This is a genomic window from Cylindrospermum stagnale PCC 7417 (genome assembly GCF_000317535.1).
GTDB lineage: Bacteria > Cyanobacteriota > Cyanobacteriia > Cyanobacteriales > Nostocaceae > Cylindrospermum > Cylindrospermum stagnale.
The window spans coordinates 2,030,971-2,057,500 of the sequence record NC_019757.1 but is presented as its reverse complement, the minus strand read 5'-3'; the positions used below and the strand labels follow the sequence as shown (position 1 = coordinate 2,057,500).

Here is a 26,530-nt window from a genome sequence, read left to right as displayed (position 1 = left end):
TGCCTCTGCCTCTGGGTGTGTAATTTTTAGCTGGATAATTTTCTTCTCGGAAAAGGTTTCATGCACTATACAGCTACCTTCCCATAGCAGCAAATCTCGCCCAGTCTGTTCCATCACATACCGCCCCAAATTCCGGTCTGGGGCAAAAATAATTGGCTGCTCCTGGGGTATCTGCTGCACAATCTTCACAGCGTTGGAACTGGTGCAGATAATATCGCTCATCGCCTTAATTTCTGCAGAGCAGTTGATGTAAGAAATCACCAAATGATCTGGATGCGCTGCTTTAAAAGCTGCAAACGCCTCTGCGGGACAACTGTCTGCTAGAGAACAACCAGCATTCAAATCTGGTAACAGTACCAATTTTTCTGGATTGAGGATTTTGGCTGTTTCTGCCATGAAGTGAACGCCAGCAAAGACGATCGCATCTGCATTGGTTTTTTCAGCTGCTTTTGCCAGTTGCAACGAATCCCCAATAAAGTCTGCGATATCCTGAATATCAGGCTCTTGATAGTAATGTGCCAGGATAACCGCGTTGAGTTCTTTTTTGAGATCCTCAATAGCGGCAAATAAGTCTAATGGTAGTCCACCCGGTTGGGTTGTGTCCCGTTGAGCAAGTGCAGTTGTAAACACAGTTAGGGGTTGCTTCCAGTTGCAAGTATTTTTCTTGTGGATTCAATTATAGTAGTTTTTACCAAAAATGGTGGACGGTTGATATTTCCAGATTGTGTCCAAATTCGGCTGAGTTTCATATCCTGGAGATAGACGGCAAGGAAAGCGGCATGACCAGTCAGAAAACTCAATCAATAACCCTGAAAATTGCTGTAGTTGGCGATGTTCACGACCAATGGGAAGTAGAAGATGGTGTAGCACTCAAGCATCTGGGTGTGGACTTAGTGCTGTTTGTAGGGGATTTCGGTAATGAGTCGGTGGAAGTGGTAAGAGCGATCGCATCCCTCGACATTCCCAAAGCAGCGGTAATGGGCAATCACGATGCATGGTACAGTGCCACGGAATGGGGACGTAAGAAGTGTCCTTATGACCGCTCCAAGGAAGACTGGGTACAGGAACAACTGGATTTATTAGGTTCAGCCCATGTTGGTTACGGTAAACTGGATTTTCCAGCTTGGAATTTAACTGTGGTGGGGGGTCGTCCCTTTACTTGGGGTGGCCCGGAGTGGAGATTCGCGGAAATCTCCCAAGAACGGTATGGTGTGACGAGTCTGGAAGAGTCCGCCGACCGCATTGTTAAAGCCGTAAAAAGCGCTGCTTATGAGACGATTATTTTTCTGGGACACAATGGGCCTAGCGGATTAGGCGATCGCCCTGAAGACCCCTGCGGCAAAGACTGGCACCCCATTGGCGGCGATTTTGGTGATCCAGATTTTGGCCAGGCGATTTCTCAGAGTCTCACTGCTGGTAAAACGATTCCTCTGGTTACTTTTGGTCATATGCACCGGACTCTCAGGCACACTAAGAAGGTGCCGCGAACACCCGTTTTTAGAAGTCCAGAGGGGACAATTTACTTGAATGCGGCAAATGTGCCCAGAATTGTGGAAGACGACGGGGTGAAGCTGCGGAATTTTTCGATTGTTTCCTTAGAGGAGGGTGTGGTTTCCCAAGTCTCTCTCGTTTGGGTGGGTAATGACTTCCAAGTGGCATCGGAGGAAATTTTGTATGCGCGATGGCACAATGTGTCGTAGAAATTCGCTTCCAGTAGTGCCATCTGTGTAGATAATGAGATATAGTATTATCTGTCGGCTTTAGTTTTAGCTGAGGCAAGCATCTGCATGGCCTTTTGACCAAGGGTAGGCAGAAGCGCGACAGATTTACTGGAGAGGTGGCAGAGTGGTCGATTGCGCCTGACTTGAAATCAGGTGAAGTGAAAGCTTCCGGGAGTTCGAATCTCCCCTTCTCCGTTGAAAGATTTTAATAGGGTATTAGGCGATCGCATTTAAAAGCTGAGAGTTAAGAGCGATAAATTTCCATCACTAAAAAATTTCAGCGTATCTGGTTTGTTGATATAGCTGCTACTTCCAGTTAGCAGAGCTAATGCCTTACACGGGTATATTCGGTTATATCAAAAAATGAAAGTAAAATTTAATACTTTAAATTAAATATATCATGAACAATTGAGCAAGTTAAGCAACTCAAACCAACTCTAGTTGCAGAACTAACATATCCCTCTTTTGTCACTTTCCGGGAGGGCAATCTCTGAAAGCCTGATCAACCAATCAATCCAAGCTATCCTATTAGAAAAAAATGGGTGTTGTATTTGTTATTAGAAAGAAATTGTGCAATCGCTTGGTAGATAAAAGCTCTAGAATTCAGAAATGGCAAATGTTTTCGGAGAGTTACAGAACAGGGATATGTGTAAATGCATTTATTAGTAATTAGTATTACCCGATTTCCTCAATAATCTGTAACACGCTAGTCTTTCCACCTGTTCCCGCTGCGCTAATTCTTCAGATGTGGGTAACTAGAGTATCGTCAGAGTTTGGAAGTTCTACCGCAAGAAGACAGTTTAGGGTGTGGTAATTTACCATTACAGTCTTCAAGGTGACGATGTAACTAGATTTTAAGGCTAAAATAGTCAAGCCTTGGGGAATATCCGAGCATTAAGCAGCCCATAGCCCCTGCAAACAGATAAGAATTTAGATATGAACGCTACACAAGAACAACTAAAAGTTAAGTTTGAGCAGGCTTTGGTGGCTGCTTTTGGCGCTGACTACGCTGGGGTAGATCCGATTTTGGTTCCTGCGAGTAATCCTAAATTTGGTGATTATCAGGCGAATGTGGCTTTGTCTTTGAGTAAAAGGTTAGGAAAGCAACCAAGGGCGATCGCAACGGCGATCGTTGATAAACTAGATTTATCGGATATTTGCGAACCCCTGGAGATAGCTGGCCCGGGTTTTATCAATCTGAAGCTAAAAACAGCATTCCTGGAAGCACAACTTAACGCTATTCAAGCAGATCCCCGGTTAGGAGTGCCAATGGCGAAGACGCCACAACGGGAAATTGTGGATTTCTCTAGTCCGAATATTGCTAAAGAAATGCACGTCGGACATTTGCGGTCTACGATTATTGGTGATGCGATCGCTCGGATTCTCGAATTTCTAGGTCATGATGTACTGCGGTTAAATCATGTCGGTGATTGGGGTACGCAGTTTGGGATGTTAATCACCTACCTGCGGGAAGTATACCCAGAAGCGCTTACCACTGCTAACGCTTTAGATATTGGGGATTTAGTCAGCTTTTACCGTGAAGCCAAATTGCGGTTTGATACAGATGAAGCTTTCCAAGAAACCGCACGGCAAGAGGTCGTAAGATTACAAGCAGGGGCTGAAGATACAATCCATGCTTGGAAACTGCTGTGTGAACAGTCGCGGCTTGAGTTTCAGATAATTTATGATTTGCTGGATGTCCATGTAATGGAACGGGGAGAATCTTTCTACAACTCCTTTTTACCTGGAATTGTGGAAGATTTGGATAAATCTAGCTTATTGGTAGAAAACCAAGGTGCAAAATGCGTTTTCTTGGATGGGTTTACGAATAGAGAAGGGGAACCCTTACCTTTAATTGTCCAGAAAACCGATGGTGGTTATAACTACGCGACAACAGATTTAGCATCTCTCCGCTACCGGATTCAACAAGATGAGGCCAAGCGGATAATTTATGTAACGGATTCTGGACAAGCAAACCACTTTGCTCAATTTTTCCAGGTAGCGCGTAAAGCTGGATGGATTCCCGATGATGTAGAACTTGTCCATGTTCCCTTTGGTTTGGTGTTGGGGGAAGATGGTAAAAAGTTCAAAACTCGCTCTGGGGATACGGTGCGGCTGCGGGATTTGTTAGATGAAGCGATCGCTCGTACCCGTGCTGACCTAGAAGCTAGATTACAAGAAGAAGAACGCCAAGAAACTGAAGAATTCATTAATAATGTTGCTGAGGTAGTTGGTATCAGTGCGGTGAAGTATGCCGATTTAAGCCAAAACCGGACTAGCAACTACATCTTCAGCTATGACAAAATGCTGGATCTCAAAGGCAATACTGCACCATATATGCTGTATGCTTATGCACGGATTCAAGGAATTAGCCGCAAAGGTGATATTAATTTTCAGGAGTTGGGTGATAATGCAAAAGTTATATTGCAACATCCAACAGAATTGGCGTTAGCAAAGGATTTGCTTCAGCTAGATGAAGTTATTAGCACTGTGGAACAAGATTTGTTACCCAATCGTTTGTGCGAGTATTTGTACGAGTTGTGTAAAAAGTTTAATCTGTTTTACGATCGCATTCATGGAGTGCCTATACTAGAGGCAGAAGAACCGCAGCGGACATCCCGGTTGATTTTGTGTGATTTGACAGCTAGAACTCTGAAGCTGGGATTAAATTTGTTGGGAATCCAGGTTTTAGAGAGGATGTAGGAGTATTTTTTAACGCAGAGAGACGCAGAGAGTATATTCTTTGCGTCTTTGGTGCAGGTGAATAAGCTTTAGTTGATTGGGGTTAAACTATAAGTAGCAACACAAGCCAGTAACTATATGACGGCTGCTAAAGATTTTCCAACATCTGCTGAATTAACTATAGATATAGATACAGAAGATATTATTATTCCTCCTAGTGATTTATGGAGTGATGAACCACCTTTGGAAAGTGATTTACACAGAGAACAAATTGAACTGCTGCTAGCTTGTCTTAAGCACTGGTGGCGTAACCGTAATGATTTCTATGCAAGTGGAAATCTGACAATTTATTTTAGTCAAGAGCAAATTACGACACGAGACTTTAGAGGTCCAGATTTCTTTGTGGTTTTGGGATGTGAAAACCGTCCTCGCAAAAGTTGGGTATTATGGGCAGAAAAGGGAAAGTATCCTGATGTAATTATTGAATTGCTGTCTGATAGTACTGCTAAAGTTGATAAAGGTGTTAAGTTTGAACTTTATCAAAATACTTTTCATACACCAGAATATTTTTGGTTTCACCCCCATACTTTGGAGTTTAGAGGCTTTCGTTTAATGGGTGGTAAATATCAACTTTTGGAAGCAACTGCTGAGGGGTGGTTATGGAGTGAAGAGTTAGAGTTATTTTTGGGTGTTTATGAGTCGAAATTAAGGTTTTTTAGTTCTGATAAGCAGTTGGTAGCTACTCCAGAAGAAAGGGCGAAAGTTGCAGAAAAGCAAGCTGAGGATGAAAGAGAGCAGAGAGAAATTGCACAACGGCGTGTAGAAGAGTTGCTGGCTAGATTGAAGGAATTAGGTGTTGAGCCAAATGAATTATAGTAATGAATTATCCTAATTTTTAGCAAGCAAACTTCTGTAGTCTTTGAGAATTTTTTAGAAATACCTGACGATTTCACCGATGAATTTACCTTCGAGACCAAAAAGGTAGAAAAAAAATAATTAAAGTCGGCACCACTCTCAGGTAATTTATCGACCTGAGTGGGTATGATAATTTCTAGATTTTCACCTCTAGCTTGCACGCATTCCCCCAAAACACTTGGGGGATTTAATCGGGAATTTTGAACGCTTAGAATATTCATATTCGTTGAACTTAATTCTACTAATTTGATATTTCCCTGATGATAAACAACAACGTCTTACCAAACTATATCAACGGCCAGTGGACTGCATCTAGCGCTACAGAATACTTAGCGGTGATCAACCCAGCTACAGCAAAATTACTCGCTCAAGTTCCATTATCGCCAGCGTCTGAGGTGAATCAAGCCGCAGAAGCTGCCGCAACAGCTTTTGTGACATGGCGGCGCACTCCACCTACAGAGAGGGTGCAATATTTATTCAAACTCAAGAATTTGTTGGAAGAAAATTTTGCAGATTTATCTCGCACAATCACCTTGGAATGTGGTAAGACTTTGGCGGAATCTCAGGGCGAGATGCGTCGCGCTATTGAAAATGTGGAAGTCGCTTGTGGGATTCCGATGATGATGCAGGGGACTAACCTCGAAGATGTTGCTAGGGGGATTGATGAAACGATGATTCGCCAACCGTTGGGAGTGGCGGCGGTGATTTGTCCTTTCAATTTTCCGGGGATGATTCCCTTTTGGTTTTTACCTTATGCGATCGCTTGCGGTAATACCTACATTATCAAGCCGTCGGAAAAAGTGCCCCTGACAATGCAAAAAATTGTTCAGTTACTCGAACGCACTGGTTTACCCAAAGGGGTTGTAAATCTAGTCAACGGCGCCAAAGCAGCAGTAGATGCAATTTTAGATCACCCGAAAATCAGGGCGATTAGCTTTGTCGGTTCCACCCCAGTAGCTAAATATATCTATAGTCGGGGGGCGGCGAATGGCAAACGGTTGCAATGTCTTGGGGGTGCGAAAAATCCAATTATTATTTTGCCAGATGCGGATGTCGAAATGACCACCCGTATTATTGCTGACAGTGCTTTTGGTTGTGCAGGACAACGTTGTTTAGCTGCATCGATTGCTGTTACCGTGGGGGAAGCACGGCACAGCTTTACAGACGCGATCGCGGAAACTGCTAAAAAGCGCATAGTGGGTAATGGCTTAGATCAGGGTGTGGAAATGGGGCCAGTCATCACCGCCCAAAGTAAAACGCGAATCGAGGAATTAATTCAACAGGGAAGAGAGGAAGGCGCAAACCTATTGGTAGATGGGCGTTATCCCAAGATTTCCGGCTATGAACAAGGTAATTTTATTCGCCCGACGATTCTGCAAAACGTTGATCGAGTGGGGAAAATTGCCCGCACAGAAATTTTTGGCCCGGTGCTGAGTTTAATCCATTTGGATAGTATTGATGATGCGATCGCCTTAGTCAATAGCGGTCAATATGGCAACATGGCTTGTTTATTTACTAGCAGTGGTGCAGCATCTCGCAAGTTTCGCTACGAAGCAGAAGCGGGTAATATTGGCATTAATATTGGCGTTGCTGCACCGATGGCATTTTTTCCATTTAGCGGTTGGAAAGAAAGTTTTTTTGGTGACTTACATGGGCAAAGCAATCACGCAGTCGAGTTTTTCACTCAAACCAAAGTCGTAGTTGAACGCTGGCCCAGCGATTGGTCACGTCAGTTTTGAACTGTAACATTATCCGCTAGTTGATTACACCAGTAAGCAGAACCATAACGATTTCTGTTGATTAATCCACCTCAAAAATTTCTCGTCGCTAGATACTCTAACACCAACCTTTGGAACTTTCCGTTATTGCGTTTAGAGGTTCATTGTTTCACACCTGTTCGTCTAGATAGTGTTGAAGCTCATCTGAGTAGTTCATAATCTGTCAATTAACCTCGATACATCATTACTACCTATAAGTTTGCCAGAAAAACCACTATATCCAATACTCTTACATCATTTCTGATACTCATCTATAGTTTGTAGTATCGGCATTACCCAGCCGATGATTCTCAAAATAATGCTGACACTTATCGGGCACTTAGGTGAGGTTCCAGGCGTCAATATTAGTCATCAACGATGAAAATTCAACAGAGTGTAGGAAAAGAAATTGAAAACTGCGGTTATTGCCAAAACACTAATCACATCACTAGGTTTGTTAGTTTTATTTGCCCCAAATGAAGCATCAGCACAAATAGTACCCCAACCTTGGGTTTCAGTTGGGGGAAAAGATGGCGATACAACCTATGCTGTAGGAGCTAGGGCTTTAAATTTCGGAGTTGAATTGGGAACTGGCCCTGATGGTGCTACGGGAGTAGATGTTTTAAAATTTATCAGTTTGCCTGTAATTTCACCCTATGTAGGAGTTGGCTTATATTCAGAAGATAAGGGCGTTGCAGTTTCCGGTGGTGTGCAAGTAAGCGCTACCAAGCACGTTTTTGTCGGTGCTGGTTACAATTCTGTTAGAGGGATAAATGGACAACTGGGAATAAAATTTTAATTTCTGTTAGAAAAAGAATATTTAGCCTTAAAAGTAGCAGATAACTACTGTCAGATTGAGATTTAGTTAGCCTAATCTCAATAAACCCAGTTCATAGAATGATTGAATTAATTATCGAGCTATAAGCTTAAATTTAATAGTTATACCTCAGCTAACCCTGACCGAATAGCTGAGGTTTTTTAATTTCAATCTTGTTCTGGATTCATTTTTAGTGTAATCTTTATGGGCTGATAAAGGATAATACTTTCAAGTAGTAATATGAGCAATATATGGATAACAGAAGCAGTCAAATTGCTACTCGTCCTTGCAGCACAATGTTAATGTTATTTATTTAACAGGAGTCTGCTTATGGAGCCAGGTTTAAGGTTACTAATTCAACTGGTATTAGAGTTTGCACCTGTGATGGTAAATCTCATCCAAAAGAGAACAGCAGCTAGTCTAACTACCAATAACTACCAGTTCCCCAAATCAATCCAAGGATTCATTGAAACTGTAAATAGTATTACCCAGATAGATAGTTCTATTGCCGAATTTTCACAACAAAAATCTCTGCAACAGCAATTAGCAGTTTACTATAATGAAACGCAATCTAAAATAGCCCAGAAAGAGCGAGAAACAGCACTCAAGTTGCCAGAAGTTCATAAAATTATCGATAGCTGGCCGTTGAGATTATATCCTTCGCAAATTTTAGAATCTCACATCAGTAATGGACGCACCCCACTAAAAATTTTTCTGGCACCGCCGCGAGTGCAGTTTGACCGATTTGACCACGGGACTGAAGGACTTTCCGAAATTGAACTAAGGTTAGCTGAAGGGGTACGAGAGTTTATCAATAAGCATTATTCTCTGCACAATCCAGATAGACCGACGGAATTTTTAGCGGGAGCTTGGGATAGTAAACGTTTTCATAGTGAATCCAGCATTAAAGCTCTTTTTTGTGCATTAAAAACAGAGCCTATTTTAATTTTAGAATCTGAAAATGATGGAGATCATCTAAATTTTCGGATTGCTTACTGGGGATTAGGACAAGGTAATTATTACTACCAGACAATTTCTCGTTTACCTTATCGAGAAATTTTAGATGGGTTTGCTAAAACTCGTGCCTTGGAGTGGAAGAAAGTTAGAGATGAACTGCTCAGTCTGGGAGAAAATGCTGAAGAAATTAATAATTTTGGCAGGGAGAATACAATTAATTTAGCAATTTTAGAAAAGTCAGAGAAATGGGAAAATCAAGGAATTAATGTTAGTAATTTAGGATTACAATACCAAATTAATCATCAGGATTTAGAAAAATTTTCTCAGGTTTTAATTACCTGTCACTGTTTAGTTGCTGCTTGGGTGGCGGATGCTTATCACTTAGTTCATAATGATGTATCTCCTCTATTACCAGAGTTACTGCCAAGCTTGCTGATAAATGGGCTAGATTTACAATCAGTGCAAGCCATTGCCACAGGTTACAAACAAGTCTACCAAGCCTTACAAACCGAGAGACATTTCTGGATACCAGAGTTGGCTTTGCAATTAGCCCAAAGTTTATCTAATTTACCTGATATCTCTTGGTCACAGGAACAGGTTGATTACTCGATCAGTACATGGTTACAACTGCGGCAAGTATCAGCCCAAGAAGTAAATAGCCCCCTGGAGGCGATGCAATTAGCCGTTAGGATAGAAGATGAGGAATATGTCCAAAAGTTAAGAAAATATTTTGCGGCAGTTGGTGATACTGAAAGTGTTGTTTGTGTTGACAGACTTTTAGAGGATATTGCCCATCTCAAAGACAAACGCAATCTAGAATCTGTCAATATTAGATATACCCTCACAGGACATTCCAGTAAAGTTGCATCAGTAGCAATTAGTCCTGATGGCGAAATGTTAGTTAGTGGATGTGCAGATAAAACTATTAATGTCTGGAATCTCAAAACAGGTAAACTAATCCGCACTTTTACAGGAAATTTAGGAGAAGTCTCATCTGTGGCGGTGAGTCCTAATGGCAATTTTTTGGCAGTTGGCAGTTGCGAACACCCCCAAAGTAATGTCAAAGTGTGGCATTTAAAAACGGGTAAACTACTGCATACGCTATTAGGTCATCAAAAACCAGTCAATGTTGTGGCAATTAGTCCAGATGGGCAGATTCTCGCCAGTGGCAGTCATAAAATCAAGATTTGGAATTTGCATAAAGGCGATCGCATTTGTACTCTTTGGCATACATCCGCCGTTCATGCCATTGCCATCAGCACCGATGGTACTATCCTCGCCAGCGGCAGTTCTGACACCAAAATCAGGCTGTGGAACCCACACAGCGGCGATCCGTTACGCACACTCACAGGTCATACAGGTGAGGTAACATCAATAGCCATCAGTCCAAATGCCAAAATCCTTTTGAGCGCCAGTGCAGACAAAACTATCAAAATTTGGCACCTGAACACAGGTAAACTGCTGCATACCTTGACTGGACACTCAGACGAGGTAAAATCCATCGCCATTAGTCCGGATGGTCAAACCCTCTGGAGTGGCAGTGCAGACACCACCATCAAAATGTGGCATCTTTCTACAGGCGAACTGCTGCAAACCCTCACAGGACATTCTGGTTCAGTAAATTCAGTTGCCCTGAGTGTAGATGGTAAGTTTCTCGGCAGTGGTAGCACTGACAAAACGATTAAAATTTGGCAGGTGGTAAGCAATTCAGATTGCAAAATATTGTATCTAAAACCTATAGCTGGCTTCTCAGTCTAACTGGTGTGTTCAGGATTATTCATCAGCTGAGGAGATAGATTTTATGGAATTGATCCTAATTCTGCGATCGCTAATTATCGATACCTTATAAGTGTAGATAGCACGCAAATTTGTCTGTAACAGCCCAAACTAAAAAGCCTGCCGTTCCCTTTAGCTAAAGAGTAAACTCCGGCAGGTTTGGTAGGTCTAGGACTGTTTTGCTAGACGGGTATTGTGAGCGGCAAGGATAATAGGCAGCAAAAATGCTACTTGATTTTCTGTTTAATAAAAGTCACAACCTGAGATAGCTGTTTCTTTAAACCATCAATTTCCGCCTGCATCTTGACAATTTTTTCATTCAGTGCGTTAATTTCTGCCGTGGAAACTGCTCCATTACTAGAGGTTGTAACTGCTCCTGCGCCATTTTTTGGGGAAGCGGCGGTTACTGGGACGGTGGGGCGCGGCAGTTTAGCCTTTTTCATCGCTGACTGAATCGCGCTAATTAGTTGCTTCTGGTCAAAAGGCTTGCCGAGAAATTCAAAATATTCAAAGGGTTCTTGAAATTTCTCTGTCACCTCTTCCTTACGACCAGACATAATAACCAAGGGAATTTTCCTTAACTCCGGTTGGGCTTGAATTTGCTGGAAAACTTCCCAGCCACTCATTTTAGGTAACAGGAAATCTAACATAATCAGGCTGAGTTTTTCCTCACGGATGAGATTGTATCCTTCCAAACCGTCTTTTGCTTCCAAGACCTCGAAATTGCCCGGAGGCAACATTTCTCGTACTTTTACCCTGACAACTGTGGTGTCATCGATAACTAAAATTTTGTTACTTGCCACGACTGATTGCTCTACCAGAAACTTTAAGTGTAGATGGCGGATTTGCCGATTGACCTTAAGAATTCTCCTACTATATCCAAAATTTAGGTTGTTTGGGGGAGAGTATATTTTCGGTGTAAGTGAGAATGCTGGAGGTGTTTTCTGAAACTTCTGCTTGTGTTTTTACCAATTTGTGTCATGGTAATTTCAGGGACTAGGAAACTGGTCTACTATATCTTTGCGTCTTGCTTGGATGTCTATGACTTCGTCACAAAAAGCCGAACTCAAGTCGGAAATTACGGCAATGCCTGGGTGGTTGCGCCGCCCCATCGGCAAAGCCAGTGAACTCTCTACCGTACAACGGATTATTAAGCAGCGCCAAATTCACACGATTTGCGAAGAAGGACGCTGTCCTAACCGGGGAGAGTGCTATGCCCAAAAAACTGCTACTTTTTTACTCATGGGTCCAACTTGCACACGCTCTTGTGCTTTTTGTCAAGTAGATAAAGGTCATGCACCGATGCCTGTTGATCCAGAGGAAGCACAAAAGGTGGCAGAGGCGGTGCAGCTTTTGGGATTGCGTTATGTGGTGTTAACTTCTGTAGCCCGTGATGATTTGCCCGATGGGGGAGCAGTCCACTTTGTAAAGACGATGGAGACTATCCGCCGATCGCAACCAGAAACTCAAATTGAAGTGCTGACACCAGACTTTTGGGGTGGTGCGGGTGTAGGGGAGACAGGTCAATACGAGCGAATAGCAATGATTGTGACTGCCAAGCCGGCTTGTTTCAACCATAATATTGAGACGGTGCGACGGCTAACTGGCCCAGTGCGTCGGGGGGCAAAGTACGATCGCTCTCTGCGGGTGCTGGCTGTAGTCAAAGAAATTGATCCGACTATTCCCACTAAATCAGGTTTGATGCTGGGACACGGAGAAACTATCGCCGAAGTAATCGCCACAATGGCGGATCTCAGGGCTGTAGGGTGCGATCGCCTAACTATGGGTCAGTATATGCGTCCTTCCTTAGAACATCTGCCCGTGCAAAAATACTGGACGCCAGAGGAATTTGCTCAACTGGGCAGCATAGCATCGTCCATGGGATTTAGCCATGTCCGTTCTGCTCCTTTGGTTCGTAGCTCCTACCACGCAGGGGAAGCGGGTAATGGGTAATAGTTTTTCCCTAGCCCCAATTACCCAATTACTCATGCCCACACAAATATTTTTAAAGAATTTGGGCAATTGGCGCAGCTGTTTGGTATTTCTTAAACAGTCCTGAAATTTAGGTAAACCGCTTATGACCGCTAAAAGCAAGAATAATTCAGCAGTTGTGGAAACTGGAGCTAAACCTCCCTATCCCTTTCGCACAGGTTGGGCATTACTGCTATTGGCTATCAACTTCTTGGTAGCAGCCTATTACTTCCACATCATTGACTAGTTAGAAATGGAGTGGTGCTGCTCAAATTGTGCCTTTGAACAAACCTTTGGGACGAATGAGCAGCACCAAAATCATCATCAATAGGGCTATACCTTGTTTGTACTGAGAACCAAGCCAAGGCGTACTGATCTCTTGGGCAATGCCAATCATAAAAGCAGCTGCGATCGCACCGTAGGGGTTACCAATTCCCCCAAGAATTACAGAGGCAAACAAAGGCAAAATCAAAAACCAGCCCATATTCGGTCGCACGGCTGTAATCAACCCATACATACTGCCGCCCAAAGAAGTGAAAGTGCCAGCAATTAGCCAAGTCCAGAAAATTACTCTGTCAACATTGATGCCAGAAACTCTGGCTAAATCCAAATCGTCAGCAACTGCTCGCATCGCCTTACCGATTTTGGTGTTTTGCAGCAGGTAGTGTAGCCCCAAAATTGCCAGAACTGCCAACCCCAGTACCAATAATTGATTTTGCGGGACTTTTAATCCCCAAATTTCTAAGGCAGGGGTAACAGGTAGATTATAGTTCTGGTTTTTCCCCCCCCAAAGGAAAATAATTCCATTACGAAGGAATAAGGCAAGTCCGATAGAGATAATAATCAGTGTCGTGGAAGTAGCACGGAGCGAGCGCATTCTTGACCAGAGCAATTTTTCTGCCAACAGCATCGCAGCTACAGTTCCTGCTGCTGCCAAAATCATCGACAGCCAAATATTTACCCCAATGGTATTTACCCACAGCGTCAGATAAGCCCCCAAAGTTAGAAAATCCCCGTGGGCAAAATTAGACAACCGCAAAATTCCATAGGTAAGGGTGAGTCCGACTGCTGCTAGAGCAATAATGCTCCCCACAGCAATCCCATTGATAATTAATTGAGTCAGTTGTGCATCCATATTTTGAAGTTGCTATCAAGAAATTTTTAAGTGTGTGATTTCCTTTAATAGTTTTTCGATAAACAGTTACAATCGACACTATCAGTTATGGTTGATCAAAAAAAAAGATTCGTGCGTTAATATACATAGAATCCTGTTCGCATTTTTGTGCGAAGCTAAATTTGTTCAGCGGTCTAATTGGCCATGCAGCAGTCTTCAAGCTTACCAGAACAGAACTCACCGATAGATGCAACGCCAACTCTTTTGAAAACAATCCAGCAACTTCGTGCCGAGTTGTGGCTGGAGAGCAGCTTGAATCAGTTGCAAAGTCGCCTTAGTGATTGTCTGTTTTCTGCTTTTACCACGATTTCACAAGCAACAGCCACAGAAGCAGAAATTTTCCAAACTGTGGTGAACGAACTCAATACCGCTTTAAACACCAATAGAATGGCGTTTACGCAGTGTGCAGTAGGCATCGCTCTGTTTCAACCACAAGAAACAGTTGGTGAAATTTGCTTTGTTTCTCGTTCCCCATCCCGGAGATCGCAACATCCACTTCTAGAAGTGATGCCCAAAACTGGAAAAAAGCTGTGGTTGAAATTAAAAGAGGTGATAACTCTTGAAGATTTGCAGTACATGGAAAAACAACAACCACAGAGTGCTTGGCGTTTAGTCGAGGATGCTAACGGTGTGATCGTCGTCGGCTGGCTAATTATCGCTACAACACGCATTCGGTCTAATGGCGGCTCACTCAAAGCATCACAAGCTCAACTTAGATCGCAATTGGTGACAAGAACAGCCCAGCAGTGCGCTAAATCCTTAGCACATCTGAAGCAAATACAATCTTTGCAGCAACGCTCTCAAAACTTAGGTAGCTCTAATCAGGAACTGGAACGCACCAATCAACTCAAAAACCAATTTTTGGCAAATACCAGTCACGAAATCCGCACACCACTAAGTTCGATTATTGGATTCACCCACCTGCTCTTAGCCCAAGGCTACGATCCAACTAGAGAGCGCCACCAAGAGTATTTAAAGATCATCCAATCAAGCGGTAAACATCTCCTAGGTTTGATTAATGATATTTTGGATCTCTCCAAAATTGAGGCAAACCAACTGGAAGTACAGTGGGAAATAGTGGATGTTCCAGTTTTGTGTCGCAATGTTTTCGCTTTAGTGAAAGAGAAAGCTGCTAATAGGGGTTTGAAACTACGTCTAGAAGTAGATTCTCATGTCACAACCCTAATAGCTGACCCCTTACGACTCAAGCAAATGCTGTTGAATTTACTCTTCAATGCCCTCAAATTTACTAGCAGGGGCATTGTTGGGTTAGAGGTTATTCCCAAAGGTGGATTTGTGCATTTTACAGTTTGGGATACTGGCACTGGCATCGCGCAGGAAAACCTAGATCAACTGTTTCAACCTTATCACCAAATTATTAACCCTCTAGCTGGTCGCAATGAAGGTACTGGTTTGGGCTTAGTAGTGACTCGGAAACTTGCGGAAATTCATGGTGGTTCTTTGGAAGTGGTATCGGAAGTCGGTCACGGCTCGCGGTTCACCATCGCCCTACCCCTCGAGCCAATTGGGGAGGTTTTGGCAGCAGTGGAAGATCAGCAGCTAGGAAGATTGGCAGAAAGTCATTCCCCGATTTCAGAAAATCCGATCACTCCAAGCGCCTCTCGAGAGATTTTGTTGGTGGAAGATAACGCACCCAATGCCGAGTTGATGGGAATTTATCTCAGTAAATTAGGATATCAGGTAAGTTGGGTAATGACTGCTGCCCAAATGTGGGTAACTCTAAAACAGATAGAACCGACAGTGATTTTAATGGATGTAACCCTGCCGGATGCAAATGGTCTTAATTTGGTGCAACAACTGCGATCGCATCAGCAATATCAGCAGATACCGATTATTGCCCAAACAGCAATGGCCATGAAAGGCGATCGCGAAACTTGTCTGGCATCTGGTGTTAATGACTATATTTCTAAACCGATTGATTTACCACTTTTAGCAAGTTTAGTAGCAAAGTATAGCAAACCACTGTTGGGTAATGACCAATGACCAATGACCAGCGCCTAAAATAGAATTTGTTGGGTGCTATAAGGTTTTGGTAGGATGGAAGAATGATGCTGACAGAAAAACTGGAGCAACTAAAAGCCTTATTTAGAGAAATGGAGCAGGCATTGATTGCCTACTCTGGGGGCGTTGATAGCACCTTGGTTGCCAAGATTGCTTATGATGTGTTGGGCGATCGCGCTTTGGCTGTGACTGCTGTTTCTCCTTCGCTATTACCAGAAGAGTTGGAAGACGCCAAAATACAAGCCGCAACTATTGGGATTAGGCATCAAGTGGTCCAGACGAATGAAATGGACAATCCCAATTACACCTCTAACCCAGTTAACCGCTGCTATTTTTGCAAAAGTGAATTGCACGACACTCTCAAACCTTTAGCGTTGGAGTTGGGTTATCCTTACGTGGTAGATGGGGTAAACGCTGATGATTTGCATGATTATCGCCCAGGAATACAGGCAGCCAAGGAAAGAGGTGCGCGATCGCCTTTAGCCGAACTTAGCGTCACCAAAGCTGAAGTCCGTCAACTTTCACAACAACTCGGTTTACCTTGGTGGGATAAACCCGCCCAACCCTGCCTCAGTTCCCGCTTCCCCTATGGTGAAGAAATTACCATAGCCAAGTTACAACGAGTGGGAAGGGCAGAAATTTATCTGCGAAAGCTAGGGTTTGAAAATTTGCGGGTACGCTCAGAAGGGGAAACAGCACGCATTGAATTGCCACCAGCACAAATTAAAGATTTTGTCGTAACCACGGATTTATCTGCTGTAGTGTCTGCATTTCAGAATTTCGGATTTATCTACGTCACCCTAGATTTAGAAGGTTATCGCAGCGGTAAGTTAAATCAAGTTTTAAATCAGGAAGCCTTAAGTGTTAAAGCATAAATTGGGAAATGTTAGGGGATAGAGGATTGGGAATTATCCCTATGCCCCAAATGTTATGCAGATAAAAAAATGCGATCGCCTTTGGCGGGGCGCAGCCCATCGCTTCCAGCGGGGCGCAGCCCATCGCTCTCAGTGCGGGCGCTCCGCGCCATCACCTACGGTGGGCCTCCTTGGACATCGCCTCAGACAGAAGCGCTCCCCTTCCATAGCAACAGCGGGGCTACGCTCATCGCTCTCAGTGCGGGCGTTTTGCACCATCGCTCAATTTTGACGCCCAGCGAGTTTGACTTCTATCTGCTGTATTGCTGATTGCCAAACATGATACCCATTTGGCGACAGATGCAGTCCGTCTGTAGTCAAATCTGGGCTTAAATTGCCTTCAACGTCTGTAAACCAATGATGGATATTTAGATAATTAGCTCCTTCTTGTTTGGCAATCAAGGCAATTTGGGCATTGAGATGACGAATGCGACTGTTGGAAATTGTCGTCAGGCGAGTTGGCAAAATAGATTGGACAATTATCTGGGCGCTTGGGTGATTCCGGCGTAATCGGTGAATAATCCGGCGATGATTACGCAAAATTGCTTCATCACTAGCTCCCTTTCGTAAGTCATTAATGCCAACCATCAGGTAAATCGCATCTGGCCGCGTTGCTGAAAATGCTGCCAATCTTTTGAAGACACCACTGGCAGTATCTCCAGATATGCCTTGATTCAGCCACAATTTACCAGCAGGTAGTTTTTCCCTGGGAAACCACATACTCAAGGAATCACCCACTAAGATACTCAGACGATTTTCACCTTGTCCTTCAGCCAGAGCTTTGGCTTCCGAGGCTAATAAACTTTTCCAATCCTCATAAGTTAATTGCTGTTTGTTGGCTGACTCCCACGTTGACTGTAAGTTATCATCATCCGCGCGTGTGTAAATCTGACCAGTTTTCAGCGACGCTAATCTTTGATAGTAAAGTTGACTTCCAGATACCAGAGTACGGTTAGTTTCTGGGGAAATAGGGTTGAGTAATGAAGTTCTTAGCGCGGGTAAAACTTTGTTGCTAAATTCTGGTAAAGAGATGTCAACGCTGGGAATGATGTTCTTAGCTACTGTTGACTGCGAACCTTCTAGTGCTGACAAAGCTTGGCTACTGAATTCTGGTAAAGAGATGTCAACGCTAGGGATGATGTTCTTAGCTACTGTTGGCTGCGAACCCTGTTTTAAATCCCACAGGAATTGAGAATTTTCTGGCAGGCTACTCGTCGTCATCTGTGGAAGAGCCGATGCTGGTATTGCCAATCCTGTTAACAAGCTTGCTGCCAACAGATAAGGTTCCCTCATCGTTTAATCTCTCCTCTACTCACTGTTCTTCCTGAATCCAACCAATTAATACTGGATTCAGGAAATTTTTACTTCCGTCAAATTATTATTTTCAATTACACTATTGGCGTTTGTAAAGCCAGGTAACAAGATGGCATTGACTATTTACCATCTTCTACAAGCGGATTTTGCCAGGTAAAGTTGCTAACTACCGTCGGGATTTAGCTGATTTACGGTAGCCCATCGCGAACAGCGGGCACTTTGCGCGATCGCTTCACTACCAGGGCGGTAAAACCCGCAACGTCTTGGAAGAAGTGACTCTGGGTAAACTCTTGGGGCTACGCCCAGCAATGGCACGGTGATCGCTCCATTAGTAAGCAACTTCCTTCAGCTGTTCGAGAATTCCCCATGCTTCAACCAGGAGATGATGTCAACACTATTTATTCACAAGTTCGCTCTTACCTTTAGTGTGATGATTGAATATTTGGTGGAACTTCTAGAAGAATAGGGGCAAGCATAGCTTTGATCATCTGTCATCAGAAGTGATCTTGTAACCCTTAATGTATTAATTATTACTTATATAAATTTAAAGTTAAATTCTAGTTATATAGAAGAACCACGTTGAAAGTGCTAAGATTTAGGCGCAGTCATTTATGTTTCCCTGTTCTTTTGTGGCTAGAGCTAGTACAGCAATCGGTGTCAGTCCAATTATTAAAGAGATTGTGCAAAAACAGGCACATTCTACACGTTTAACCCTGAAAGAAGTCATTCTCATGGGGATGTTAGCAATTGATAAGCTGGATGATCAAAGTCGTCAAGATTTAGCAGATCAAGTTCATCAAATGCAGGTGAATGGTGAAATCTAAATCCGCCGTTAGGAGTCTAATTTCTAAATTCCTAAGTAACAACATTAACTAATCACAAGAGTAGAGGCGAGAATAATCACATCTCTACTCTTGGCTAAATCGATAGCGGCTTCCCATAAAATAATCCTCATTCATTTAAAAAGATATCTATCGACCTTGCAAAGTTTCAGCAACAAATCCAGTTATCTTAAAACCTGCGAAGGGATCTAAAACTATCTAAATCTCATACAACTCTTGTTTATACAACTCTTGTGGGGTGGGCATCTTGCCCGCCCTAATTATACAAGTTAAATATAGTGACTGATTAAGGACTAATCTGGCTCATTAGTATTTGGCTCATTAGTATTAGAAGGATTATCTATATCTATATTGTAAAGTGACTTAGCTCTAATTTTATTTAGCTTAGTTTTTTGGGCTAATATGCGAATAGCTTGTTCTAATTTTTTGGATGCAGGCAAATTATCCAATTTTAAAGACATTTTAACTATTAGACCTAAATTAGGATGACCTTCTTGAAGCCATTTAGAATACTCCTCAACACTAAGGCTATTTAAAAATTCAATATCCGCACCTAACCGAGATGATATTGACTCGGAATCCCTATTAATTATATTTCTTAAAGCTGTAGGAATATCTAAGCTTTGCTGATATTCATCCTTTTTATCTTCTAGATGTGCTTCTAACTCAGGATATTTAAACAACTTAGCTCTCATAGCATCCAAATCATTAAAATTATCTAGTTTTAAGGTTTTAAGTATATGTTCTAATAAAGACTTTTCATATTTATCAATATCCCGATCCCGTTCGAGAAATGATGCAGTTGTTTGAATTTGTTCAAATTGTGAAATACTCAAATCAAGATGATGTTCTTCTAGAAAAGTAATAATTTGATTCATTATTTCTTCTTCATTATCTGCAAAGGAACTAGAACATAGTTCGCTAATATTATGAAATTTTTGAATAATTTGAGTATTTTGTTCTCTTTGATTGAGAATATCACCTTTCTTACTAAATTCCAACTCAGCAGACTTAGACAAAGGGGTATCAACCAACTGAATTATAAGTTCATCAATTTCTTCTAAATCACTATACCCAAGATAGTACTTTTGTTGTATAGCTTGTCTTTCTCTCTCAAAAGTCTTATTATCTGTGTCTTTAGATTTTGAAGAGTTTCTTGACGGTAATATAGTGTCTATTGTAATAGAAAAACGCTGACGAAATTCAGTATCGAGTTTTGCTAAATTAATAACAATACTATTCTTTATAACTTGATTACGTAAACTAGCCTCCCAATTCTCCATTAAGGGAATAAGCTCATCAATAAGCCATTTAGTTTTGCGGATAACTCGAATATTATTTGTACCAGCAGTTACAAACACTTCTTTAATTACTCCTACATCAGGATGACCATTAAATATAAAATCTAAGTTCTCTTCTACTGTTGGGTCAAGTTTAAATTCTCTATCAATTACTTTTTCTCGATAATCTTCTAAGACTTTTTTATTATCTGGATCTCCTAAGAGAGTATCTTCATTATAGATCAAAATGATTTTACATTTAAACTGCTGGACGAGATACTCAACAAACCCAAGTAACTCATCTACACCTTTTCCTTTTGGCGTGTCAGCACATACTTATTAGCTGTAGTCAGAGAATCAAACCATTCAAAACCATAAAATCCCATGTCTACTACGAGTAAACCGCCTGAAGGTAAACGTTCTAACAGTGCTTGCCACCAACGAGTCTCATTTCGTTTGACATCGGCATCATACCAAACTGCCACGGGAGTGTGAGTGAAAGCTTCAACCACCATCAGCATTTTTCCTGCCAACACCGCACCTGTTTTTTCTTGCAGTTGTCCGAAGTGTTTTTTCATGGCTTCGAGTGTCGAGGCGTCTCCAATCCAAATGGCGGGAAATTTCTCGGACACTGATGCCCAGGCTGGGGCTAATTCCCTTACACTCCTTTTAGCTGCTAGGCACTCTATGACCTGCTCTAACAGTTTGGCAAATAGATGAGCCGGTAGGCTGTTGAGTCTTTGAGACAAAGCTTGCTTACTCACTTTCGTTGCCTCTACCCACATCAATCCTTCTACTTCTAGGATTCGCAATACATCTGTTAAGTGCTGTACTTGTCTATACACTATACTCAACACTATTGCTGCCATTACTGGTAGGGTCAGTACTCGTGAGCGCAAGCTCCGTTCTTTATCTTTTACTTCTTTGAGGTTGGTAAATGTGCCTGGACTTACCAACTCAAACAACCTTGATTCTATCTCTTCACTTGCCGGAGCCGGTACGTTGACTCGATGGCGAAAATCTGGATTCCCTTGCTTTTTCCGTGGTTTACTCATGGCTCTTTTCAACACCCCTGTGTTGACTTCTACCATTAGGTTTCCCTCTCTTGACACAAATCCATTTTTCTTAACTTGACACCAATGGCAAGATGCCCACCCCACAAGAGAGGATTTAATAATTGAGATTATTTTGAGGTTTGGTAGTAACAAGGGCGGGCAAGACTTGTACTGAGCTTGTCGAAGTATGCCCATCCCACAAGAGAGGGTGTAATCAGTGAGATTATTCTGAGGTTTGCTAGAAGAAAGGATAATTTTCTGGAGTTGATGACAATTTTCTGACTTAAACAACGGCTGAATCAGCAGATGAACATGATCTGCCATCACAACAAAGACAAATATTTGATATCTTTTTTTGTTGAAAAATAGACAAGAATTAAAAACTATTTCTCTTTCTTCTGGGCTAAGTTCTAATTTTTCCCAAGTATTAAAAGTAATAAAATAAGTTGCCCCATCCAACTCCCAATGAGGCAATGTCCTCTGGTAAATTTTCAGCCTCGGCTCTTGCATTTTCTATACAAAGCTATTTCCCTTGTTTCTAATGTGGGGTAGACATCTTGCCTGCCCTCTATCTTTATATTTCCCATCCTCAAAACAAAAAATTCCATCTTTTTCTATCTTCTCTTGTGGGGTGGGCCGGACAGCCAGCCCAAAAAAAATCCCCCACCTCACGGCAGGGGATTTTAATTATTCACCTACAAAACTAGTAGCCGGCTCAACCGAACTTCCCAGCAGTGGAGGCAATCAAGAACGCCGCGTAGGTGACGATGTAGCCAACAGTGAAGTGAGCTAGACCAACCACACGAGCTTGAACGATAGACAGAGCAACGGGCTTGTCCTTCCAGCGAACCAGGTTAGCCAGAGGAGTGCGTTCGTGTGCCCAAACAAGAGTTTCAATCAACTCTTGCCAGTAACCTCTCCAAGAGATGAGGAACATGAAGCCGGTCGCCCAAACTAGGTGTCCGAAGAGGAACATCCAAGCCCAAACAGACAGGTTATTCACGCCGTAGGGGTTGTATCCGTTAATCAACTGAGCCGAGTTAGCCCAGAGGTAGTCACGGAACCAGCCCATCAGGTAGGTTGAGTTTTCGTTGAACTGAGCAACGTTACCTTGCCAAATACCTAGATGCTTCCAGTGCCAGTAGAAGGTTACCCAACCAATGGTGTTTAACATCCAGAACATAGACAGGTAGAAAGAGTCCCAAGCGGAGATATCACAAGTACCGCCACGACCGGGGCCGTCGCAAGGGAAGGCGTAGCCGAAGTCCTTTTTATCGGGCATCAGCTTAGAACCACGGGCATCCAAAGCACCTTTAACAAGTACCAAGGTGGTGGTGTGGATAGCCAGAGCGAAAGCGTGGTGAACCAAGAAGTCGCCAGGGCCAATTGTTAAGAAGAGGGAGTTGGTGCCAGAGTTAATGGCTTCCAACCAGCCACCTAACCAAACGTTGCCGTAGTTAGGATAGGCTGTGTAGGCAATGCTATCGGGGTTAGACAGCAAGGTGTCTAAGCCGTAGAGTACTTTACCGTGAGCAGCTTGGATGAACTGGGCAAAGACCGGCTCAATCAAGATTTGCTTTTCAGGAGTACCAAAAGCAACAACTACGTCGTTGTGTACATACAAACCGAGGGTGTGGAAACCCAAGAAGAGAGATACCCAGCTGAGGTGGGAGATGATCGCTTCTTTGTGCTTCAGCACGCGGTCGAGTACGTTGCCTTTGTTTTGTTCGGGGTCGTAGTCACGTACCCAGAAGATGGCGGCGTGGGCAAAAGCACCAACCATCAAGAAGCCAGCAATATACTGGTGGTGTGTGTACAACGCTGCCTGTGTTGTATAGTCCTTCGCAATAAATGCGTAGGGAGGCAGGGCGTACATGTGCTGCGCCACCAAAGAAGTGATGGTTCCCAGAGCTGCCAAAGCTAGTGACAGTTGGAAGTGCAGCGAGTTGTTAATGGTGTCGTAAAGACCTTGGTGAGGCAGGTTGAACTGACCTTCACTCTTGCTACCAGGTACTAAACCGGATTTGGAGTTCAGCATTTCTTTGATGCTGTGACCAATTCCGAAGTTAGTCCGGTACATGTGACCGGCGATGATGAAGATAACAGCGATCGCCAAGTGGTGGTGAGCTATGTCAGTCAGCCACAGGGATTCTGTTTGCGGATGGAAGCCACCCAAGAAAGTCAGAATCGCTGTCCCTGCACCTTGGGATGTACTGTACACATGACCAGCGGTGTCTGGGTTAGCAGCGTAAACACCCCAGTTACCAGTAAAGAAGGGTGTCAAGCCTGCTGGGTGGGGCAGGGTGGTGAGGAAGTTATCCCAACCCACATGCTGTCCGCGAGATTCGGGGATAGCAACGTGAACCAAGTGTCCTGTCCAAGCCAGAGAGCTAACACCAAACAGACCTGCCAAGTGATGGTTCAGGCGGGGTTCAGCACTCTTAAACCAAGAGAGGCTGGGACGGAACTTGGGTTGCAAGTGCAACCAACCAGCAAATAAGAACACTGCTGCCAATAACAGCAGGCCCAATGAGCCAGTGTACAGTTCAGTGTTTGTCCGCATCCCGATGGTGTACCACCAGTGGTAAACACCAGAGTAAGCGATGTTTACCGGGTTGCTAGCACCAGCTTGGGTAAATGCTTCAATCGCAGGTTTACCAAAGTGGGGGTCCCAAATCGCGTGGGCGATGGGGCGGATGTGAAGGGGATCTTTAATCCACTGTTCAAAGTTACCTTGCCAGGCTACGTGGAACAGGAGGCTGGATGCCCACAGGAAGATGATTGCCAAGTGACCGAAGTGCGTAGCGAAAATCTTTTGGTAAAGATTTTCTTCCGTCATGCCATCGTGGCTTTCAAAATCGTTGCCTGTGGCGATCGCATACCATATCCGACGAGTAGTCGGGTCCTGCGCGAGATCCTGGCTAAATTTCGGAAATTTCGTTGCCATAGGTTTGATGAATCCTCTGACCTTTAGCCATCAGGTATCAGCGAAATTTTAGATTTTGGATTTTGGATTTTGGATTTTGGATCGTATCTCAAATATCTAATCCAAAATCCAAATATCTACTGGTTGCTACCCTACTGAAAGGATATGCGCGTGGAAGAATGCCCAGGTGGTAACAATACCTCCTAGGAGATAATGAGCCACACCTACAGCCCGTCCCTGAATGATGCTCAGAGCGCGGGGCTGAATTGCTGGTGCTACTTTCAGTTTATTATGAGCCCAAACAATGGACTCAATCAGTTCTTGCCAGTAGCCGCGACCACTGAACAGGAACATCAAGCTGAATGCCCAAACAAAGTGAGCGCCTAAGAAAAGCAGTCCATAGGCAGACAGCGCACTTCCGTAGGAGTTGATTACTTGTGTAGCTTGCGCCCACAAGAAGTCACGCAACCAGCCGTTGATGGTGATGGCACTTTGGGCAAAGTTACCGCCAGTGATGTGTTCGACTACACCATCTGAATCTACTGTTCCCCAAACATCTGATTGCATTTTCCAGCTGAAGTGGAAAATCACAATTGACAGGGAGTTGTACATCCAGAAAAGTCCGAGGAACACATGGTCCCAACCAGATACTTGACATGTGCCGCCACGACCAGGACCGTCGCAAGGGAAGCGGAAGCCCAGGTTTGCCTTGTCTGGAATCAGACGAGAACTGCGGGCGAACAGTACACCCTTAAGCAGAATCAGGACGGTGACGTGAATGGTGAAGGCGTGAATATGGTGAACTAGGAAGTCCGCTGTACCCAAAGCAATGGGCATCATTGCCACTTTGCCGCCTACTGCCAAAACACCGCCGCCAAATGCATAGCTAACTGGTTCTAAGGCGTTGGGTGCTGTTCCACCAGGAGCCAGGGTGTGCAGATTTTGCACCCACTGAGCAAATACTGGTTGCAACTGAATTGCTGAGTCAGAGAACATGTCTTGGGGACGGCCCAAGGCACGCATGGTGTCGTTGTGGATATATAGTCCAAAGCTATGGAAGCCGAGGAAAATAGACACCCAGTTCAAGTGAGAGATGATAGCATCCCGGTGACGAATCACCCGATCCAGTACGTTGTTTTGGTTAACAACTGGATCGTAATCCCGCACCATGAAGATAGCAGCGTGAGCCGCTCCGCCAACGATGAGGAACCCACCAATCCACATGTGGTGTGTGAATATGCACAACTGTGTAGCGTAGTCAGTTGCCAAATATGGATAGGGGGGCATCGCGTACATATGGTGCGCGATGATGATTGTCAGCGAACCCAAGAAGGCTAGGTTAGTAGCCAACTGAGCGTGCCAAGATGTGGTCATGTTTTCGTAGAGACCTTTGTGTCCTTCACCAGTGAAAGGACCTTTGTGGTTTTCTAGAATTTCTTTAATGCTGTGACCGATACCCCAGTTGGTACGGTATTGATGACCAGCAATGATGAACAGTACAGCGATCGCTAAGTGGTGATGAGAAATATCTGTCAGCCACAAGCCGCCTGTTACTGGGTTTAGACCGCCTTTGAAGGTCAGGAAGTCAGCATACTGTCCCCAGTTCAAGGTGAAGAAAGGTGTTAAGCCATTGGCAAAGCTGGGATACAGCTCTGTCAACAAGTCTTTATTCAAAATGAACTCGTGGGGCAGGGGTATGTCTTTGATCGCAACACCTGCATCCAAAAGCTTGTTGATTGGTGCGGACACATGGATCAAGTGACCAGTCCATCCCAAGGAACCGCAACCCAGCAATACTGCCAAGTGGTGATTCAGCATTGACTCCACGTTCTGGAACCATTCCAGTTTAGGAGCACGCTTGTGGTAGTGGAACCAACCTGCAAACAGGAACAAGCCTGCTAATACCAAACCGCCAATTGCAGTTACGTAAAGCTGGAAGGAGTTGGTAACACCCCAGCCTCGCCATACTTGGAATAAGCCAGAGGTGATTTGAATACCGTGGAAGCCACCGCCAACATCACCGTTCAAAATGTCTTGTCCCACAATGGGCCAAACCACTTGAGCACTGGGCTTAACATTCAATGGGTCGCTCAACCAAGCTTCGTAGTTGGAGAACTTCGCGCCGTGGAATAACATCCCGCTCAACCAGATTGTCACTACAGCTAGGTGGCCGAAGTGAGCTGCGAATATCTTGCGGGATATGTCTTCTAAATCGCTTGTATGTGTATCAAAATCATGGGCGAGTGCGTGCAGGTTCCAAATCCACGTGGTGGTTTTTGGACCTTTGGCTAAGGATCTGTCGAAATGTCCCGGCTGTGCCCATTTTTCAAATGAGGTTGGTACCGGATCATTGTCAACGATGACTCTTGCCTTCTTTTCCTCTCGCTCCGGAGGACTAATCGTCATT

Annotated in this window: 20 protein-coding genes, 1 tRNA gene and 1 pseudogene (1 of these 22 cut by a window edge); 12 read left to right on the top strand and 10 right to left on the bottom strand. The window is 43.7% G+C overall.

Features of this window, described 5'->3' with window-relative positions; genetic code table 11:
* Positions 1-630, bottom strand: the 5' portion of a protein-coding gene (gene nadA / locus CYLST_RS08450; protein ID WP_015207296.1) for a quinolinate synthase NadA. It extends 345 nt beyond the left edge of the window; 630 of the gene's 975 nt are visible here — the first part of the coding sequence; its start codon is at positions 628-630; its stop codon lies beyond the left edge, outside the window.
* 149 nt (positions 631-779) lie between these two features.
* Between nadA and CYLST_RS08445 the strand changes: the two genes are divergently transcribed.
* From CYLST_RS08445 to CYLST_RS08415, 7 genes are all read left to right on the top strand, one after another.
* Positions 780-1,700: a TIGR04168 family protein gene (locus CYLST_RS08445; RefSeq protein ID WP_015207295.1), complete on the top strand. Its 921-nt coding sequence runs from the start codon at positions 780-782 to the stop codon at positions 1,698-1,700.
* 131 nt (positions 1,701-1,831) lie between these two features.
* Positions 1,832-1,916, top strand: a tRNA-Ser gene (locus CYLST_RS08440).
* A gap of 741 nt (positions 1,917-2,657) precedes the next feature.
* Positions 2,658-4,424: an arginine--tRNA ligase gene (gene argS, locus CYLST_RS08435; protein ID WP_015207294.1), complete on the top strand. Its 1,767-nt coding sequence runs from the start codon at positions 2,658-2,660 to the stop codon at positions 4,422-4,424.
* A gap of 117 nt (positions 4,425-4,541) precedes the next feature.
* Positions 4,542-5,279, top strand: coding sequence for a Uma2 family endonuclease (locus CYLST_RS08430; RefSeq protein WP_015207293.1), 738 nt, complete (start codon positions 4,542-4,544; stop codon positions 5,277-5,279).
* Between the two features lie 299 nt (positions 5,280-5,578).
* Complete coding sequence (locus CYLST_RS08425) at positions 5,579-7,057, top strand: CoA-acylating methylmalonate-semialdehyde dehydrogenase (protein WP_015207291.1); 1,479 nt, start codon at positions 5,579-5,581, stop codon at positions 7,055-7,057.
* A gap of 427 nt (positions 7,058-7,484) precedes the next feature.
* Positions 7,485-7,874, top strand: coding sequence for a hypothetical protein (locus CYLST_RS08420; protein ID WP_015207290.1), 390 nt, complete (start codon positions 7,485-7,487; stop codon positions 7,872-7,874).
* A gap of 348 nt (positions 7,875-8,222) precedes the next feature.
* Positions 8,223-10,607, top strand: a complete 2,385-nt coding sequence (locus tag CYLST_RS08415; RefSeq protein WP_015207289.1) for a WD40 repeat domain-containing protein — start codon at positions 8,223-8,225, stop codon at positions 10,605-10,607.
* A 245-nt stretch (positions 10,608-10,852) separates the two neighbouring features.
* On the opposite strand, the gene CYLST_RS08410 is transcribed toward CYLST_RS08415, so the two are convergent.
* Positions 10,853-11,428: a response regulator gene (locus CYLST_RS08410; protein ID WP_015207288.1), complete on the bottom strand. Its 576-nt coding sequence runs from the start codon at positions 11,426-11,428 to the stop codon at positions 10,853-10,855.
* 238 nt (positions 11,429-11,666) lie between these two features.
* Here CYLST_RS08410 and lipA point away from each other — a divergent pair, with 238 nt between their 5' ends.
* Positions 11,667-12,578: a lipoyl synthase gene (gene lipA / locus CYLST_RS08405; RefSeq protein WP_015207287.1), complete on the top strand. Its 912-nt coding sequence runs from the start codon at positions 11,667-11,669 to the stop codon at positions 12,576-12,578.
* Between the two features lie 124 nt (positions 12,579-12,702).
* Positions 12,703-12,843, top strand: a complete 141-nt coding sequence (gene psaX / locus CYLST_RS08400) for a photosystem I protein PsaX (protein WP_015207286.1) — start codon at positions 12,703-12,705, stop codon at positions 12,841-12,843.
* A 21-nt stretch (positions 12,844-12,864) separates the two neighbouring features.
* Here the strand turns inward: psaX and CYLST_RS08395 are convergent, their stop codons facing one another.
* Positions 12,865-13,731 (bottom strand): branched-chain amino acid ABC transporter permease, encoded by an 867-nt coding sequence (locus CYLST_RS08395; RefSeq protein ID WP_015207285.1) that lies wholly within the window; start codon positions 13,729-13,731, stop codon positions 12,865-12,867.
* 183 nt (positions 13,732-13,914) lie between these two features.
* Here CYLST_RS08395 and hrmK point away from each other — a divergent pair, with 183 nt between their 5' ends.
* Positions 13,915-15,774, top strand: a complete 1,860-nt coding sequence (gene hrmK / locus CYLST_RS08390) for a hybrid histidine kinase/response regulator HrmK (protein WP_015207284.1) — start codon at positions 13,915-13,917, stop codon at positions 15,772-15,774.
* Positions 15,775-15,836: 62 nt separating this feature from the next.
* The gene (larE, locus tag CYLST_RS08385; RefSeq protein WP_015207283.1) at positions 15,837-16,667 is read left to right on the top strand and encodes an ATP-dependent sacrificial sulfur transferase LarE; all 831 of its coding nucleotides are present in this window, start codon (positions 15,837-15,839) and stop codon (positions 16,665-16,667) included.
* Positions 16,668-16,928: 261 nt separating this feature from the next.
* Here the strand turns inward: larE and CYLST_RS08380 are convergent, their stop codons facing one another.
* On the bottom strand, positions 16,929-17,999 hold the full coding sequence (locus CYLST_RS08380; RefSeq protein ID WP_015207282.1) for a GDSL-type esterase/lipase family protein: 1,071 nt from the start codon (positions 17,997-17,999) through the stop codon (positions 16,929-16,931).
* Positions 18,000-18,182: 183 nt separating this feature from the next.
* Complete coding sequence (locus CYLST_RS34305) at positions 18,183-18,359, bottom strand: hypothetical protein (protein WP_157162549.1); 177 nt, start codon at positions 18,357-18,359, stop codon at positions 18,183-18,185.
* A 272-nt stretch (positions 18,360-18,631) separates the two neighbouring features.
* On the opposite strand from CYLST_RS34305, the gene CYLST_RS08375 reads away from it, so the two are divergent.
* Entirely contained in the window at positions 18,632-18,844 is a 213-nt protein-coding gene (locus CYLST_RS08375) for a hypothetical protein (RefSeq protein ID WP_015207281.1), read from the top strand.
* A 311-nt stretch (positions 18,845-19,155) separates the two neighbouring features.
* On the opposite strand, the gene CYLST_RS08370 is transcribed toward CYLST_RS08375, so the two are convergent.
* The 5 genes and pseudogenes from CYLST_RS08370 to psaA form a co-directional block, all read right to left on the bottom strand.
* Positions 19,156-20,388 (bottom strand): hypothetical protein, encoded by a 1,233-nt coding sequence (locus CYLST_RS08370; protein ID WP_015207280.1) that lies wholly within the window; start codon positions 20,386-20,388, stop codon positions 19,156-19,158.
* Positions 20,389-20,444: 56 nt separating this feature from the next.
* Positions 20,445-20,927, bottom strand: a complete 483-nt coding sequence (locus CYLST_RS36740; protein ID WP_425389082.1) for a transposase — start codon at positions 20,925-20,927, stop codon at positions 20,445-20,447.
* 543 nt (positions 20,928-21,470) lie between these two features.
* Positions 21,471-21,707 (bottom strand): annotated as a pseudogene (locus tag CYLST_RS36735) (transposase); the annotation flags it as partial.
* Between the two features lie 205 nt (positions 21,708-21,912).
* Positions 21,913-24,144 carry a photosystem I core protein PsaB gene (gene psaB, locus CYLST_RS08355; RefSeq protein WP_015207277.1) on the bottom strand — a complete coding sequence of 744 codons (2,232 nt, stop codon included), beginning with the start codon at positions 24,142-24,144 and terminating at the stop codon, positions 21,913-21,915.
* Positions 24,145-24,270: 126 nt separating this feature from the next.
* Complete coding sequence (gene psaA, locus CYLST_RS08350) at positions 24,271-26,529, bottom strand: photosystem I core protein PsaA (protein ID WP_015207276.1); 2,259 nt, start codon at positions 26,527-26,529, stop codon at positions 24,271-24,273.
* Position 26,530 lies beyond the last annotated feature (1 nt).